Genomic DNA, 14,829 nt, shown 5'->3' with positions numbered 1-14,829 from the left:
CCCCTGAGGGGCGCCCGTGAGGGCGCCATCAAGGGGCGCGGGGAACTGCGCGAGCGGCCACGACGGTGGCGCACCCGGCATCGATGCCACACCCCCACCCCCGTGGCCGCCCCGGCTACTCGCAGGCGTAACCGCACCGCACGGTGGCGCCACCCGACTGGACCGCGTGGCGCACCTGACCACGCACGGCACCCCGCCCCCGCTTTCTCCCACCGAACTCATCGCGCTCGCCGACAACGTCGGCCTCCGTGGCCGCGGCGGCGCCGGCTTCCCCGTCGCGCGGAAGCTGACGGCCGTCCTGGCCGCGCGGCACCGCACAGACGGCCGCTCAGCCGTCGTCGTCAACGGCACAGAAGGCGAGCCGAGCTGTCTCAAGGACACCGCGCTGCTCCTGTACGCCCCGCACCTCGTGCTGGACGGCGCGCTGCTGGCCGCGCGGGCGCTCGGCGCGCAGCAGGTCGCCGTCGGTGTGACCCGGCCCGACGTGGCGGACTCGGTGCGCCGGGCGATCCACGAACTCGGCCCGCTGTCCGTGGAATTACGCGTGACCCGCCTGCCGGAGCGGTTCGTCACCGGCGAGGGCTCGGCTCTGGCCGACGCCCTCGACGGCGGCCCCGGCCTGCCCTCCGGGCGAAAGATCCGCACCAGCGAGCGCGGCCTGGGCGGCCTGCCCACCCTGCTGTCCAACACCGAGACGTACGCCCAGCTCGCCGTCGCCGCCCGGCTGGGCGCGCTCCCGTACCGCCGGGTGGGCGTGCCCGACGAGCCCGGCACCCTCCTGCTCACCGTCGCGGGCACCCGCGTCCTGGAGGCCCCCACCGGCGTGCCGCTCGCCCGCGTACTGGAGTACTGCGGCACCGGCCCGGGTCAGGGCGTCCTGATCGGCGGCTACCACGGCACGTTCCTCTCCCCGGCCGCGGCGCGCACCGTCACGCTCGACCGTGCCGCGCTCGCCGCGCACGGCGCGGTCCTGGGCGCGGGCGCCGTGCTCCCGCTCCCCGAGGACACCTGCCCGGCCGGGGAAGCCGCCGCGGTGGCGCGCTGGCTGGCCGGGGAGTCGGCCGGCCAGTGCGGCCCGTGCGTGCTGGGCCTGCCCGCGCTCGCCGACGCGCTGGAGGCGGTGGTGCGCGGCGGCGGTGAGCGCGCCCTGGCCGCCGTACGGGACCGGTCCCGGGCCGTCGCGCGGCGCGGCGCGTGCGGCCATCCCGACGGCACGGCCCGGTTCGTCGCCTCCGCACTGGCCGCGTTCCCCGAGGAGTTCGCCGCGCACGCGTACGGCGGCGGCTGCGGGCGCCCGGTCCTGGGCGCCCTGCCGCTGCCCGGAAGCACCGCACCGCCCGCCGGGGAAAGCCCCGTGGCCGCACCCTCCGAGCAGTTGGTCGTGGACTGGACGCTCTGCCGGGGCCACGGCCTCTGTGCCGACCTCGCGCCCGGCGTCGTCCGGCTCGGCCCGGACGGCTATCCGCAGCAGGCGGCCATGGCGCTGCCCGCCCGTATGCGCCGCCGCGCCCGGCTCGCCGTCCGCCGCTGCCCGGCGCTGGCCCTGCGCGTCCGGCCCGCCGCCGGCTGATCCCGTACGGACGTACGCCGATCCGCCTCCGCCTCCTAACTGCCCGCCATACACCGCCTTTTGACGTGAAGTGACAACTTTCGCAGGCGTTGAACGGGGGCCGTCCCGCCTCCCGTATCCCGGTCCGTATCCCCGTCCCGACGGCACCTCCGCCGCCCCCACCCAAGGAGATCCCCATGAACACCCGAGCCGCCTCGGCCAACCGCCGCCAAGCGGGCATCGCGCTCACCGCCCTCGCCGTGCTCGCCCTGACCACCGCCTGCGGCGGCCAGGACTACGCCTCGTCCGCCGCCGACGACCGGGTCCAGCCCGCCGGCCAGGGCACCTCCGACAACGGCTCCGGCTACGGGGCGGGGGCTGACAAGAGCGGCGGTTACGGCGAGGACGCCGCCGGCGGCGCCGCGGCCGGCGGGCTGGGCGCGGCCGCCAAGAACCTCGCCCTCAAGGAGGCGCCGGGAATCGGCAAGGTCGTCACCGACGGCCAGGGCCTGACCCTGTACCGCTTCGACAAGGACACCGCCAAGCCGCCGAAGTCCAACTGCGCGGGCGACTGCGCCTCGACCTGGCCGCCGGTCCCCGCGGCCGACGCCAAGGCCGCCACCGGCATCAACGCGGCCGACCTCGGCTCGGTCACCCGCGCCGACGGCGGCAAGCAGCTCACGCTCGGCGGCTGGCCGGTGTACCGGTACGCCAAGGACACCGCGCCCGGTGACACCAAGGGCCAGGACGTCGGCGGCGTCTGGCACGCGCTGGCGGCGGACGGCGGCAAGGCCGGCGAGGCGGCCCCGGAGAAGCCCCCCGCCGCACCGAAGGCGGACGTTTCGGTCGCGGACAACGCGCAGCTCGGAAAAATCATTGTCGACGGCAAGGGCCGCACCCTGTACCGCTTCACCAAGGACAGCCCCTGGCCGATGAAGTTCGCCTGCACCGGCGCCTGCCTGGACACCTGGAAACCCGCGAAACCTGCCGACAAGAGCAAGATCGAGGGGGTGCCGGCCAAGCTGATCACCACCGTCAAGCGCCCCGACGGCACCGAGCAACTGGCCGTGGACTGCTGGCCGATGTACCTCTTCAAGGGGGACAAGAAGGCCGGGGACGTCAATGGCCAGGGCGTCAAGGGCACCTGGTTCGCGGTCGGCCCGGACGGCGAGAAGATCAGCAAGTCGGCCGCGGAAGGCAGCTCGTACTAACGCGGCTCGGCCTTCGCCAGCCGTCCCCAGACCACCAGCCGGTACGTCGAGGTGTACTCCGGCGTGCAGGTCGTCAGGGTGAGGTAGTACCCGGGCTCGGTGTAGCGGTGGCCGGGGTGGACGGAGCTGTACGGGATCGGCGCCAGCACCGTCCCGTCGCCGGGCGTGGTCTGCGGCAGCGTCCGGTCCACGACGTAGGTGTAGCGCGCGTCGGCGGTGTCGAGGCGTACGGTGTCGCCGGGCCGCAGCCGGTCGAGGCGGCGGAACGGCTCACCGTGGGTGTTGCGGTGCCCGGCCAGCGCGACGTTCCCCGCGCGGCCGGGCTGCGCCGTCCGCGGGTAGTGGCCCACATACCCCTTGTCGAGCACGCCCGCCTTGGCTATCCCCTCCGCGACCGGCGCGGTGACGCCGAGGCGGGGGATGCGGAGGACGGCGTACGCCGGGTCCGGGGCCGGAGCTTTCTCCGTCGGCCTCTCCGTCGGTCCCAGGCCCGGCGTGGCGCTCGGGGTCCCGGAGGGAGCGGGCCGCGGCGCGGGCTGCCGCCATTCGTGCTCCAGCCGGGACACCCGCTGCCGCGCGTCCGCCTGCGCCTCCTGGTTGGTCCACCACAGCTGGTGGACGACGAGCAGGACCAGGACGGCGCCGAGGGTCACCGCCAGCTCCGCCGCCGTCCACACCAGTCGCACCAGCACCGGTATCCGCTCCCGCACGCGGGCACGGTAGGGCCTGGCGGCAGTAATCACCAGAGCGCTGACGCCGCGTCAGCCCCGACCCAGTACTCGCTTCAGCCGCCCCAGCGGCCACGTCAGCCGCCCAGCGCCCGCGACAGCGTGTAGATGCACAGGCCCGCCAGCGCGCCCACGACCGTGCCGTTGATCCGGATGAACTGCAGGTCCCGGCCGATGTGAGCCTCGATCTTCTTCGAGGTGTGCTCGGCGTCCCAGCTCGCGACCGTGTCCGTGATCAGCAGCGTGATCTCGTCGCGGTACGTCGTGACGACGTACACCGCCGCACCCTCCAGCCAGCCGTCGACCTTGCTCTGCAGCCGGCCGTCGGCGGCCAGCCGCTTGCCCAGGGACAGCAGCGCGCCGCGCACCCGCAGCCGCAGCTCGCTCCGCTCGTCCTCGGCGGCCGCGACCATCATCGCGCGCACCGAGCCCCACGCCGACGCGATCAGGTCCTGCACCTCGCCGCGGCCCAGCACCTCCGACTTCAGCCGCTCCACCCGCGCCCGGGTGTCCGTATCTCTCTGCAGATCGCCCGCGAAGTCGGTCAGGAAGCGGTCCAGCGCGCCGCGCGCGGGGTGGTCCGGCATGTCCCGCATCTCCGTCACGAAGCGCAGCAGTTCCTTGTAGACCCGGTCGCCGACCTTGCGGTCCACGAAGCGCGGCGTCCAGCCGGGCGCGCCGCCGGCCACCGCCGCCATGACGGGCGCCGAGTGCGTGACGAGCCAGTCGTGCGCCCGCGCGCACACCAGGTCCACCATGCGCGTGTGGCCGCCGTCCGCGACGACCTTCTCCAGCATCGTGCCGAGCCCGGGGGCGATCTCCTGCGCGTCGGCGCGGCGGGTGATCGCCTCGCCGACCACCGCCTGTACGTCGGAGTCGCGCAGCACGGTCAGCGCGCCGCGCAGCGCCGTCGCCAGCTCGGCGGTGACCCGGTCCGCGTGCTCCGGCTCGGCGAGCCAGTGGCCGAGCCGGCTGCCGATGCCGACCTTGCGCAGCCGCTGCCGTACGACCTCGCCGGAGAGGAAGTTCTCCCCGACGAAGTCGCCGAGCGACTGCCCGAGCTGGTCCTTCTTCGTCGGGATGATCGCGGTGTGCGGGATCGGCAGCCCGAGCGGCCGCCGGAACAGCGCGGTCACCGCGAACCAGTCGGCGAGCGCGCCGACCATGCCCGCCTCGGCGGCCGCCGCCACATAGCCCGTCCAGCCGCCGGCCCCGGCCGCGCCCGCCCACTTCGCCAGCGCGTACACCACGGCGACGGCCAGCAACAGGCATGTGGCGAGGGTCTTCATGCGGCGCACCCCGCGCCGCTTCTCCTCGTCGGCCTCGTTGAATGTGAAACCGGCCACAGGGCCGGCCGCGGTGCCGGCCGCGGGAGCTCCCTCCGCGCCGGTGGCCAGGTCCGTCTTCGTCCGTTCCATCCGCTCCATCCGTTCACCCCGTCCCCCGTGTATGTCCAACTGTGACCTAGTCCCGGTCCCGCTCCTGGAACGAACCACGAGTTCCCGTCGTCCCACAGGTCGAGCGCAACGCCTCTCAGCCTGCCCGGCGGGAGGGAGCCGCCGGGCATCCGGACCGGCCGACATGGGATCATGACGGATCGATCGGACTGCGACGGCGCCGCTGATCAGACGCTGCCCTTGCCCATCCGGAGCCAGTGGCTCCGCCTTCTCCAGGAGAACGCCCCCGCATGAACAAAAGTGTGGGTTACGCCCTGCTCGCCGGCCTGGCGGCAGTGGTGGTCCTCGTCTCGACCGCGATCTTCGTCGGGGTCGGCGGCAACGGCGGCGGCACCGGCAGCGAGCCGCACAATCCGAACTCCGCGGACCCCGCCGTCTCCGGCCAGTGGGTCGGCACCTGGTCCGCCTCCGCGGCGGCCGCCGAGCCGGGCACCCTGGACGGGTACGCGGGCATGTCGATACGGAACGTGATCCACACCAGCGTCGGCGGCTCCAGCGCCCGTATCCAGCTCTCCAACCTCTACGGCACCCGCCCGCTGGCGATCACCCACGCCACGATCGCGCTGGCCGCGGCCCCGAACAACCCCACCGCGACGGCCGGCACGATGCGCCGCCTCACCTTCGGCGACCGCACCTCCGTCGTCATCCCGGCGGGCGGCGCGATAACGAGCGACCCTGTCCGGCTGGACGTGCCGCACGACGCGGACCTGCTGGTCACCACGTACTCCCCGGCCCCCTCCGGCCCCGTCACCTACCACCCGTACGCCCGCCAGACCTCCTACCTGGCGCGCGGCGACCGGGCCGCGGACGACGCGGGCACGGCGTACACCGAGCAGAGCCCGTACTGGCGCTACCTCACCGGCGTGGACGTCTTCAGCCGCGAGGCCACCGGCTCGGTCGTGGTCATCGGCGACTCCATCACCGACGGCATCACCTCCACGATGGGCGCCAACCACCGCTGGACCGACTTCCTGGCCGAGCGGCTGCGCGAGGAGCCCGGCGCGCCCCGCCTGGGCGTCCTCAACCAGGGCATCAGCGGCAACCGCCTGCTGATCGACGGCAGCCGCTACTCCCCCAACAACGGCCCCAGCGTGCTCACCCGGCTGGACCGCGACGCGCTCTCCCGCTCCGGCGTGCAGGCCGTGATCGTCGAGATCGGGCTGAACGACATGTTCAAGACGCCGCGCCAGTGGGACCCCGAGAAGCTGGTCGCGGGCATGCGCAAGGTCGTCAAGCAGGCACACGCGCGCGGCCTGCGGGTCACCGGCGGCACGCTCACGCCGTTCTACGGCCACCGCGGCTACTCGGTCCGGATGGACCAGGTCCGGCAGGCCGTCAACGCCCAGATCCGGGCCGGGAACGTGTACGACAACGTGGTCGACTTCGACAAGGCGCTGCGCGACCCCGCCCAGCCGAACCGGCTGCTGCCGAAGTACGACTCCGGTGACCATCTGCACCCCAGCGACGAGGGCTACAAGGCGATGGCCCGCTCGGTGAACCTCAAGCACCTCAAGGGGTCGGCACCGGCGGCGCTGTAGCCGCGGCCGGTACGGCGGCGCGCGGGGCTGCTAGTCCAGCTCCTTGCGCCGCCGTTTCTCGTCCTTCTCCACGGCCCTGCGCTCGCGGCGCTCGGCCTTCAGGCGCTGCTTCTCCGCCCTGGTGACCTTCCGCTCCACGCCGACGCCGCCCCAGAACGCCAGGCCCGTCACGATCACCCGGGGCGCCCCGGGCTCGCCCGGCTCGCCCGACAGGCTGTGGTCGAAGCCGCCCATGATGCCGATGCCGCGCACCTCGACCTCGACGCCCGGCGGTACGACGATGTGCACCCCGCCCATGATCGCGACGCAGTTGACGACCACCTCGCGGTCCGCGAACCGCGCCTCCCGCAGGTCGATCTCGCCGCCGCCCCAGAACGCGAACGCGGTGAAGCGCCGACCGATGGTCCACCGGCCGGTCCGCTGGAACCCGCTCATGATCGCGATACCGGCCGAGGAACTGCCCTCACTGCCCACGATCCGCTCCGGCCACGACGTCCCGTCCCCGCGCCCGGCCACCGGCAGCACCGGCTCGGCACGCCCGGCCGCCGCCGGCAGATCCGCCGTCAGCGGCACCAACTCGCCGTACGTACGCGCCGCGTACGCCGCCTCCAGCCGCTCGTCGAATTCCTCCATCCCCAACCGCCCCTCGGCCAGCGCGTCCCGCAGCACCTCGGCGACCCGGTCCCGGTCGGCGTCCGAGGCCCGCAGCTCGGGGAGTTCGTCATTCATACCGACAGCGTAAGAGGCGAACCGGCCGTTCGGTCCTCATTCGGCGCGGCCCGTGTACATCCGTGCGATCACGTCCTCGATGTCCGGCTCCCGTACCGACAGATCCACCAGCGGCCAGCGCTCCGCGACCGCCGCCACCACCGGCGCCGCGCTCTGCGCCGCCGGGAACGCCAGCCACTGCCGCGGCCCCTCCACCTTCACCGTCCGCGCGCCCGGCACGCCCTCGATCGGCGCCATCTCCCGCGCCAGGTCCACCACGAGCATCCGCTCGCTCTCCCCCACCTCGTGCAGCCCCGCGAGCCCGCCGTCGTACACCAGACGCCCGTGGTCGATCACCATCACCCGGCGGCACAGCTGCTCGATGTCGGTGAGGTCGTGGGTGGTGAGCAGCACGGTCGTGCCGAGCGAGGCGTTCACTTCGCGCAGGAAGTCCCGCACCCGCGCCTTGCTGATCACATCGAGGCCGATCGTCGGCTCGTCCAGGTACAGCACCTCCGGGTCGTGCAGCAGCGCCGCCGCGATGTCCCCGCGCATCCGCTGCCCCAGCGAGAGCTGCCGCACCGGCGCCGCCAGCAGCGGGCCGAGGTCCAGCAGCTCCACGCACCGGTCGAGGTTCTTGCGGTACGTGTCGTACGGCACCCGGTACATCCGCCGCACCAGCTCGTAGGAGTCCCGCAGCGGCAGGTCCCACCACAGGGTCGTGCGCTGCCCGAAGACCACGCCCATCCGGCGGGCCAGCCCGGTGCGTTCGCGGGAGGGATCGATTCCCGCCACCCGGATGCGGCCCGCGCTGGGCACGAGGATGCCCGTCAGCATCTTGATGGTGGTGGACTTCCCCGCGCCGTTCGGCCCGATGTAGCCCACCATCTCGCCGCGCCCGACGGCGAAGGAGATGCCGTCCACGGCCCGCACCTCGTGCTTGGTACGCCGCAGCCGGCCCGCCTTGCGCCGCACCTGGAAGACCTTCTCCACCCCGTCCAGTTCAATGAATTGCGCCACTTTCAGCTCCCCGTGCTCCGGTAACCGCGCAGCCCCGCCCGCCACGCCAGCGCCGCGCCCCCGCACAACACCGCGGCCACCACGGGCCCCAGGAAGTCCACCCATCCCGGCAGGCCCAGCGGGTCGTCGCGGCCCAGGAGGCGCAGGGCCGGCAGCCAGTTCACGAAGGCCAGCGGGATGACGAAGGTGGCGCCGCGGACCAGCTCTCTGGCGAAGACGGTGGGCGGGTACTGCAGCATCTGGTTTCCGCCATATGTGAAGGAGTTCTGCACCTGGGCGGCATCCTGGGCCCAGAACTGGAAAGCCGCGCCGAGCGTGAAGATCGCGCCGAAGATGGCCGCGCCGCTCAGCAGCATCGCCACGACCAGCACCACCCGGCCCGGCGACCAGTCCACCTGAACGCGGGTCAGCGCCCAGCCCAGTACCGCCAGGGCCTGCAGGGGACGCCCGATGCGGCGCAGCGCGAAGCGGTCGGCGGCCACCTGTACGTACACCGGCGCCGGGCGCACCAGCAGGACGTCCAGCGTGCCGTCGCGCACCCGGCTGCCGAGCCGCTCCACATTGCCCAGCAGCAGGTCCGCCAGGCCCAGCGCGGTGGCCGACGCACCGTACAGCAGGGCAACTTCGGGCAGCCCGAAGCCGCCGAGTTCGTCGATGTGCGAGAACATCAGAAGGATCGCCACGAACTCCAGGCCACTGCCCGCGGCATTGCCGACGGCCATGATCACAAACGACGCCCGGTAGGTGAGTGTGGACCGGACCCACATCGCTACGATCAGCAGGTACGCCCGTACGCCGTGCCGCACCGACGCGGCCCGCCCGAAGGACTCAGCCACCCTGCACCACCACCTTCCGGGTGGCCGCGGCCTGCACCAGCCGGCCCGCCGCCAGCAGCACCGCCGCCCAGCCCGCCTGGAACGCCAGCGCGCCCAGCAGTCCGAGGCCCGGGTACCGCCCCAGCAGCACATCGGCCGGCACCTGGTGCGCCGAGGACCACGGCAGCGCCCGTACGACCTCGCCGAACGTCCCGGGGAAGACCCGCAGCGGCAGCAGCGTCCCGGAGAAGAACATCGCGGCCAGCCCGCTCAGTACGGCCACCCCCGAGCTGTCCAGCAGCCAGAACGCGGACAGCGCGACCAGGTAGCGCAGCGCGAAGCTGACCGTCACCGCCAGCGCCACCGACGCCAGGAACGCGGCCCACAGCAGCGGGGAGGCGGGCAGCGCGAGGTCGAAGGCCATCGCACCGACCACCATCGGCAGCACCCCGCGGCCCAGCAGCTGACAGCCGGCCCGGCCCAGATCGGCGGCGAGCCACCACAGTTGCAGGTCGGCCGGGCGGTACAGGTCCACCGCGATGTCGCCGCTGCGGACACGCTCCTGCAGCTCCTCGTGGAAACCGCCGCCCATGGTCAACGCGACGGTCGCCAGCAGCGCCTGACCGACCCACACGAAGGTCAGCGCCTGCGCCTGGTCGTACCCGCCCAGGTGCGGCCGCTCGTGCCAGAGTGCCTGGTAGGTGTAGGCGATGATGCAGCCGAAGACGGTGTTGGTGAAGACGCCCGCGAGGGTGGCGGTGCGATACGTGGCGTACCGCCGGAAACCGCCCCGCGCGACGGCCGCGTACAGTGCCACGGCTCCGCCCATTGCCCCGCCCCCCGCCGTCCGGTGCCAAAACACCCGACGCTAGCGCCGACGGACGGGAAGCACCACGCGTTTATCACTCGTGCCGGTGAGGCAGAGAACCCATTCGGCCGGTCACAGACCGGTCACATGTGCGTGCCACCCTCTGGGCCTGGAACGCATGATGCGACAGTTTCTTATCGGGCGACAGTTTCTTTTCGAAAGATAAAGCCTTTTCTTGGCGTAGGGCGCTAATCGCCCGTGACGACACCGATCCCGCCGCAGCACAACCATCGGCGGCGGCCGAGGAGTCAGTACTGACATGAACGACGATCCGCAGCAGGACGGCCAGGGAAGTAACGGTTCCCCGGGAGACGAACCGGGCACCGCACCACCCCCCGAACAGAACGGCCGCCCACGACGCACCGGCTGGCGCCGCGCCGTGCCCACCTGGCGCATGACCCTCGGCGGCATCCTGGTGATCCTGCTGATCATCGTCGGCGGCTTCCTCGCCGGCTACCTCCTCGTCGGCATCCCGCCCGCCAACCAGGCCGCCAAGGCCCAGAGCAACGTCTTCCTCTTCACCGACGGCACCCAGCTCGCCCGCGACGGCGAGGTGAACCGCGAGAACGTCAAGCTCGACCAGATCCCCAAAAAGGTCCAGCACGCCGTGCTCGCCGCCGAGGACCGCAACTTCTACAGCGAGTCCGCGGTCAACCCCGTCGCCATGATCCGCGCCGCCTGGAACACCGTCATCGGCAAGGGCAAACAGTCCGGCTCCACCATCACCCAGCAGTACGTCAAGAACTACTACCTCGGCCAGGAACAGACGATCACCCGCAAGGCCAAGGAGTTCTTCATCGCCATCAAGCTGGACCGCGAGGTGAGCAAGGACGAAATCCTGGAGGGCTACCTCAACACCAGCTACTACGGCCGCAACGCCTACGGCATCCAGGCCGCGGCCCAGGCGTACTACAACAAGGACGTCGAGGACCTGAACGTCGCTCAGGGCGCCTACTTGGCCACCCTCCTGAATGCCCCCAGCGAGTACGACGTCGTCGTCCACCCCGAGAACCGGGGGCGCGCCGAGGCCCGCTGGAACTACGTCATGGACGGCATGGTCAAGAAGGGCTGGCTCACCGGCTCCCAGCGCGCCGCCATAAAGTTCGACCCGCCCGGCGTGGCCAAGACCCCCTCCGGCCTCGCCGGCCGCCGCGGCTACTTCGTCAACGCCATCAAGGACTACCTCACCGAGAACGACATCCTCGACAAAGACGACCTGGCCGGCGGCGGCTACCGCATCACCACCACCATCGACAAGAAGAAGCAGCTCGCCCTCGAAAAGGCCGTCGACGACCGCCTGATGGACCGGCTCGACAAGAAGAACCGTGACGCCGACAAGAACGTCCGGGCCGGCGGCGCCTCCATCGACCCCGCCACCGGCAAGGTCGTCGCCATGTACGGCGGCATCGACTACGCCCAGCAGTTCGTCAACGGCGCCACCCGCGCCGACTACCAGGTCGGCTCCACCTTCAAGCCCTTCGTCTTCGCCTCCGCCGTCGCCAACCACGCCACCACCCAGGACGGCCAGACGATCACCCCGCAGACCGTCTACGACGGCACCAACAAGCGGATGACGATCAGCGACGGACAGCCCACCGGCTTCGCCCCCGCCAACGAGGACGACAAGAGCTACGGCCAGATCACCGTCAGCGAGGCCACCGACAAGTCCGTCAACGCCGTCTACGCCCAGATGGGCATCGACGTCGGCCCCGACAAGGTCCGGGAAACCGCCGTCGACCTCGGCATCCCCGAGCAGACCCCCGGGCTCGCCGAGTCCCAGGGCGCGATCTCGCTCGGTACCGCCACGCCCAGCGTGCTGCAGATGACCGGCGCGTACGCCACCCTCGCCAACCACGGCAAGCGCGTCCCGTACACGTTCATCCAGAAGATCACCAAGAACGGCGAGAACCTCTCCCTGCCCGACCGGCCCGAGCAGAGCGCGATGCCCCGCGAGGCCGCCGACACCACCACCTCCATCCTGCGCAGCGTCGTCGAGAGCCCCGGCGGCACCGGCGCCGCGGCCCAGGCCGCAGGGCGTCCCGCCGCCGGCAAGACCGGCACCGCCGAGGAGGACAAGGCCGCCTGGTTCGCCGGGTACACCCCCGACCTGGCCACCGTCATCGCCGTACTGGGCCAGAACCCCAAGACCGCGGCACAGGAACCGCTGTACGGCGCGGGCGGCCTGCCCCGCGTCAACGGCGGCGGCTTCCCCGCCGAGATCTGGGCCGACTACACCGCGGCCGCGCTGGAGGGCAAGCCCGTCGAGGACTTCGACCTGGAGCTGGAGAGCGGCGCCACCGAACCGGCGCCCACGGCCACCGCGCCTGCCACCACCCCGGGCGGCGACACCGGGGCGCCCAGCACCCCGGCCGAGACCCCGCCCACGGCCACGCTCCCGCCGACCACCGCGCCGCCCACCACCGTCGAACCGCCGGAGCCCACCTTCCCGTCCGAGCCGCCGCCCACCACGGCACCCACCGAGGACTTCCCGACGGTGGAACCGGACGGCGGAGGGCCGGGCGGGGCGCCGGACACACCGCCGGGACAGCACTAGGACGTACGAGACCCCGGTGGCCACGCGGCCACCGGGGTCTCGCTGTTGTTCGTGCGCTCAGTGCCCGGAGGTCGCCTTCAGGCCCACGACGGCCACCAGCAGCAGACAGATGAAGAAGATCCGGGCCGCGGTCGCCGGCTCACCCAGCACCAACATGCCCACCACCGCCGCACCGGCGGCACCTATGCCCACCCACACGCCGTACGCCGTACCGATCGGCAGCGTCTTCGCCGCGTACGACAGCAGGGCCATGCTCGCGATGATGCCCGCGCCCGTGAACAGGCTCGGCCAGAGCCGGGTGAACCCCTCGGTGAACTTCATCCCGATCGACCAGCCGACCTCCAGCAGACCGGCGACGAGCAGCAGTACCCATGCCATGAGGCACCTCCAGGACCAGCGCACACGCGTGCGCGCATCTACAGGGGGTGCGTCGTCTTGTCATGACCCGGTACGGCGCGTCTCGTCGGGATGTCTTCGACCATAGCAAGCCATGGCGGAACGGGCGGTGACGCCGGTCACCGCCCGCAGGGGTATTTGTACAGGTCAGGCCCCTCGGCCCGGGTCAGAGGTCCCGGGCGTCCCGGGCGTCTCGGGGGTCTCGGGGGTCTCGGTGCAGAGGTCCCGGGTCAGCGGTCCCGGTGCAGCGGTCCCGGGTCAGAGGTACAGCCCGGTGGAGTCCTCGGCGCCCTCCAGGCGCTCCGCCGCCACCGCGTGCAGATCGCGCTCCCGCATCAGTACGTACGCGACGCCGCGCACCTCCACCTCGGCACGGTCCTCCGGGTCGTACAGCACCCGGTCCCCCGGCTCGACGGTACGGACGTTCTGCCCCACCGCGACGACCTCGGCCCACGCCAGCCGGCGGCCCACCGCCGCCGTCGCGGGGATGACGATGCCGCCGGTCGAGCGCCGCTCGCCCTCGGCGATATCGGTACGGACGAGCACCCGGTCGTGCAGCATCCGGATCGGCAGCTTGTCGTGGCTGTCCTGAGTGTTGTTCGGGCTCACGCCAAGACCGTACCTGCCCCGAGCCACGAGCCGAGCCCCGGCCCGGCAGGTAAACCCCCGCGGCGCCTGGGACCGGCGCCTACGACAGTGCCTGCGACCGGTGCCTACGACCAGTGCCTACGACCGACGCTTGCGCGCGCTCATCGCGATCAGCCCCACCAGACCCACCGCGACCAGCGCCACCGGCACGATCCGCTCCATCCGCGGCGCGCCGTCCTCCGACACGAGCTGCGCGCGGACGTCGGAGACCGCTCGGTTCGCCACCACGTACGCCCGCCCGGCCGTACGGTCCACGGCCGCCGCCGCCTTCGCCTTCGCGTCGCCGACGATCGTCTTGGGGTGCAGCCGCACGCCGATCTCGTCGAGCGTCACGGCGAGCTCCTGCCGCCGGCGGAGAATGTCCGCCTCGATCTGCGCAGGGGTCCTGGCATCCGACACCGCGCTGCCTCCGTCGTTTCGGCCGGTGAATACAGTTCTTCGATGGTTCCTGACGGACAGTCTGTCAGCTCCCCACCCGTCCCGCTCCACGGCACCCCCGATCAACCCGCCGACGCGGCGTACAAAGAGGCGAACCGGCCGATGGCGTAAGGGCCTGTCAGCGGCCCTCAGTAACCTCGGGACAGAACACTTCTTCGTCCCCACTCCTGAGGAGAGCCATGAGCGAGCGACTGCAGCCCGGCGACACCGCCCCCGCCTTCACCCTCCCCGACGCGGACGGCAAGCAGGTCTCGCTCGCCGACCACAAGGGCCGCAAGGTCATCGTCTACTTCTACCCCGCGGCCCTGACCCCCGGCTGCACGAAGCAGGCCTGCGACTTCACCGACAACCTCGACTTCCTGGCCGGCCACGGCTTCGACGTCATCGGCATCTCCCCCGACAAGCCGGAGAAGCTCGCGAAGTTCCGCGAGAAGGAGGAGCTGAAGGTCACCCTCCTCGGTGACCCCGACAAGAGCGTCCTAGAGGCGTACGGCGCCTTCGGCGAGAAGAAGCTCTACGGCAAGACGGTCACCGGCGTGATCCGCTCCACCGTCATCGTCGACGAGGAGGGCAAGGTCGAGCGCGCCCTGTACAACGTCAAGGCCACCGGCCACGTCGCCAAGATCATCAAGGACCTGGGGCTGTAAGGGCTGCAAGGGCTGTGCGGCGGCCTGTCGCCGGGGGGGCACCCCGGCGACAGGCCGCTCCGCCTTTTCCGCCCTTTCCGGCTTCTCCGGATCCGCCTTTCCGGCTTCCCCGGCTTTTCCGACTCCCCCGGCCTTTCCGGCGTTTCAATCCCCACACACCCGCCCTAAACGGCCCACACCGAGTGACGAATCTCGCGTTCTGCCTTCAAAGTGGTTTGACCGGCTCCCTATCCGCGCAGGCGCCCCTTTCGA

14 protein-coding genes and 1 riboswitch are annotated in these 14,829 nt (G+C 72.0%); of the genes, 5 read left to right on the top strand and 9 right to left on the bottom strand.

Annotated elements, in window-relative coordinates; translation table 11 throughout:
- The first annotated feature begins 166 nt into the window (after positions 1–166).
- Entirely contained in the window at positions 167–1,570 is a 1,404-nt protein-coding gene (locus AB0I82_RS34630) for an NADH-ubiquinone oxidoreductase-F iron-sulfur binding region domain-containing protein (RefSeq protein ID WP_363261447.1), read from the top strand.
- A gap of 176 nt (positions 1,571–1,746) precedes the next feature.
- A complete protein-coding gene (locus tag AB0I82_RS34625; RefSeq protein ID WP_363261446.1) occupies positions 1,747–2,760 on the top strand; it encodes an SCO0930 family lipoprotein in 1,014 nt (337 codons plus the stop codon).
- On the opposite strand, the gene AB0I82_RS34620 is transcribed toward AB0I82_RS34625, so the two are convergent.
- Positions 2,757–3,470 (bottom strand): class E sortase, encoded by a 714-nt coding sequence (locus tag AB0I82_RS34620; protein ID WP_363261445.1) that lies wholly within the window; start codon positions 3,468–3,470, stop codon positions 2,757–2,759. The genes AB0I82_RS34625 and AB0I82_RS34620 overlap by 4 nt on opposite strands.
- 95 nt (positions 3,471–3,565) lie before the next feature.
- Positions 3,566–4,915, bottom strand: coding sequence for a DUF445 domain-containing protein (locus AB0I82_RS34615; RefSeq protein ID WP_363261444.1), 1,350 nt, complete (start codon positions 4,913–4,915; stop codon positions 3,566–3,568).
- 260 nt (positions 4,916–5,175) lie between these two features.
- Here AB0I82_RS34615 and AB0I82_RS34610 point away from each other — a divergent pair, with 260 nt between their 5' ends.
- On the top strand, positions 5,176–6,483 hold the full coding sequence (locus AB0I82_RS34610) for an SGNH/GDSL hydrolase family protein (protein ID WP_363261443.1): 1,308 nt from the start codon (positions 5,176–5,178) through the stop codon (positions 6,481–6,483).
- A 30-nt stretch (positions 6,484–6,513) separates the two neighbouring features.
- On the opposite strand, the gene AB0I82_RS34605 is transcribed toward AB0I82_RS34610, so the two are convergent.
- The 4 genes from AB0I82_RS34605 to AB0I82_RS34590 form a co-directional block, all read right to left on the bottom strand.
- Positions 6,514–7,212, bottom strand: coding sequence for a DUF1707 domain-containing protein (locus AB0I82_RS34605; RefSeq protein ID WP_363261442.1), 699 nt, complete (start codon positions 7,210–7,212; stop codon positions 6,514–6,516).
- Positions 7,213–7,248: 36 nt separating this feature from the next.
- Positions 7,249–8,211, bottom strand: a complete 963-nt coding sequence (locus AB0I82_RS34600) for an ATP-binding cassette domain-containing protein (protein ID WP_363261441.1) — start codon at positions 8,209–8,211, stop codon at positions 7,249–7,251.
- 2 nt (positions 8,212–8,213) lie between these two features.
- On the bottom strand, positions 8,214–8,978 hold the full coding sequence (locus AB0I82_RS34595; RefSeq protein WP_363261455.1) for an ABC transporter permease: 765 nt from the start codon (positions 8,976–8,978) through the stop codon (positions 8,214–8,216).
- Between the two features lie 61 nt (positions 8,979–9,039).
- Entirely contained in the window at positions 9,040–9,843 is an 804-nt protein-coding gene (locus AB0I82_RS34590; RefSeq protein ID WP_363261440.1) for an ABC-2 family transporter protein, read from the bottom strand.
- A gap of 310 nt (positions 9,844–10,153) precedes the next feature.
- On the opposite strand from AB0I82_RS34590, the gene AB0I82_RS34585 reads away from it, so the two are divergent.
- Positions 10,154–12,448 carry a transglycosylase domain-containing protein gene (locus AB0I82_RS34585; RefSeq protein ID WP_363261439.1) on the top strand — a complete coding sequence of 765 codons (2,295 nt, stop codon included), beginning with the start codon at positions 10,154–10,156 and terminating at the stop codon, positions 12,446–12,448.
- A gap of 57 nt (positions 12,449–12,505) precedes the next feature.
- Here the strand turns inward: AB0I82_RS34585 and AB0I82_RS34580 are convergent, their stop codons facing one another.
- The 3 genes from AB0I82_RS34580 to AB0I82_RS34570 all read right to left on the bottom strand — a co-directional run bounded on the left by AB0I82_RS34580 (position 12,506) and on the right by AB0I82_RS34570 (position 13,891).
- Entirely contained in the window at positions 12,506–12,826 is a 321-nt protein-coding gene (locus AB0I82_RS34580) for a multidrug efflux SMR transporter (RefSeq protein WP_363261438.1), read from the bottom strand.
- Between the two features lie 46 nt (positions 12,827–12,872).
- Positions 12,873–12,938: riboswitch (guanidine-III (ykkC-III) riboswitch) on the bottom strand.
- A gap of 164 nt (positions 12,939–13,102) precedes the next feature.
- Positions 13,103–13,405 (bottom strand): co-chaperone GroES, encoded by a 303-nt coding sequence (locus AB0I82_RS34575; RefSeq protein ID WP_019711573.1) that lies wholly within the window; start codon positions 13,403–13,405, stop codon positions 13,103–13,105.
- A 165-nt stretch (positions 13,406–13,570) separates the two neighbouring features.
- Positions 13,571–13,891 (bottom strand): DUF3618 domain-containing protein, encoded by a 321-nt coding sequence (locus AB0I82_RS34570; protein WP_363261437.1) that lies wholly within the window; start codon positions 13,889–13,891, stop codon positions 13,571–13,573.
- A 218-nt stretch (positions 13,892–14,109) separates the two neighbouring features.
- On the opposite strand from AB0I82_RS34570, the gene bcp reads away from it, so the two are divergent.
- Positions 14,110–14,577 carry a thioredoxin-dependent thiol peroxidase gene (gene bcp, locus AB0I82_RS34565; protein WP_030250220.1) on the top strand — a complete coding sequence of 156 codons (468 nt, stop codon included), beginning with the start codon at positions 14,110–14,112 and terminating at the stop codon, positions 14,575–14,577.
- Positions 14,578–14,829 lie beyond the last annotated feature (252 nt).

Origin of the sequence: Streptomyces sp. NPDC050315 (assembly GCF_040655775.1) — a bacterium.
Lineage (GTDB): Bacteria > Actinomycetota > Actinomycetes > Streptomycetales > Streptomycetaceae > Streptomyces.
The sequence above is the reverse complement of the archived record's forward strand: the minus strand, read 5'-3'. Positions and strand labels throughout refer to the sequence as shown.

Coding starts and splice junctions, on each gene's coding strand:
- AB0I82_RS34585 (WP_363261439.1), top strand. CDS start 10,154: ATGAACGACGATCCGCAGCAGGACGGCCAGGGAAGTAACGGTTCCCCG.
- AB0I82_RS34580 (WP_363261438.1), bottom strand. CDS start 12,826: ATGGCATGGGTACTGCTGCTCGTCGCCGGTCTGCTGGAGGTCGGCTGG.
- bcp (WP_030250220.1), top strand. CDS start 14,110: ATGAGCGAGCGACTGCAGCCCGGCGACACCGCCCCCGCCTTCACCCTC.
- AB0I82_RS34610 (WP_363261443.1), top strand. CDS start 5,176: ATGAACAAAAGTGTGGGTTACGCCCTGCTCGCCGGCCTGGCGGCAGTG.
- AB0I82_RS34605 (WP_363261442.1), bottom strand. CDS start 7,212: ATGAATGACGAACTCCCCGAGCTGCGGGCCTCGGACGCCGACCGGGAC.
- AB0I82_RS34595 (WP_363261455.1), bottom strand. CDS start 8,978: ATGTGGGTCCGGTCCACACTCACCTACCGGGCGTCGTTTGTGATCATG.
- AB0I82_RS34575 (WP_019711573.1), bottom strand. CDS start 13,405: ATGCTGCACGACCGGGTGCTCGTCCGTACCGATATCGCCGAGGGCGAG.
- AB0I82_RS34625 (WP_363261446.1), top strand. CDS start 1,747: ATGAACACCCGAGCCGCCTCGGCCAACCGCCGCCAAGCGGGCATCGCG.
- AB0I82_RS34615 (WP_363261444.1), bottom strand. CDS start 4,915: ATGGAGCGGATGGAACGGACGAAGACGGACCTGGCCACCGGCGCGGAG.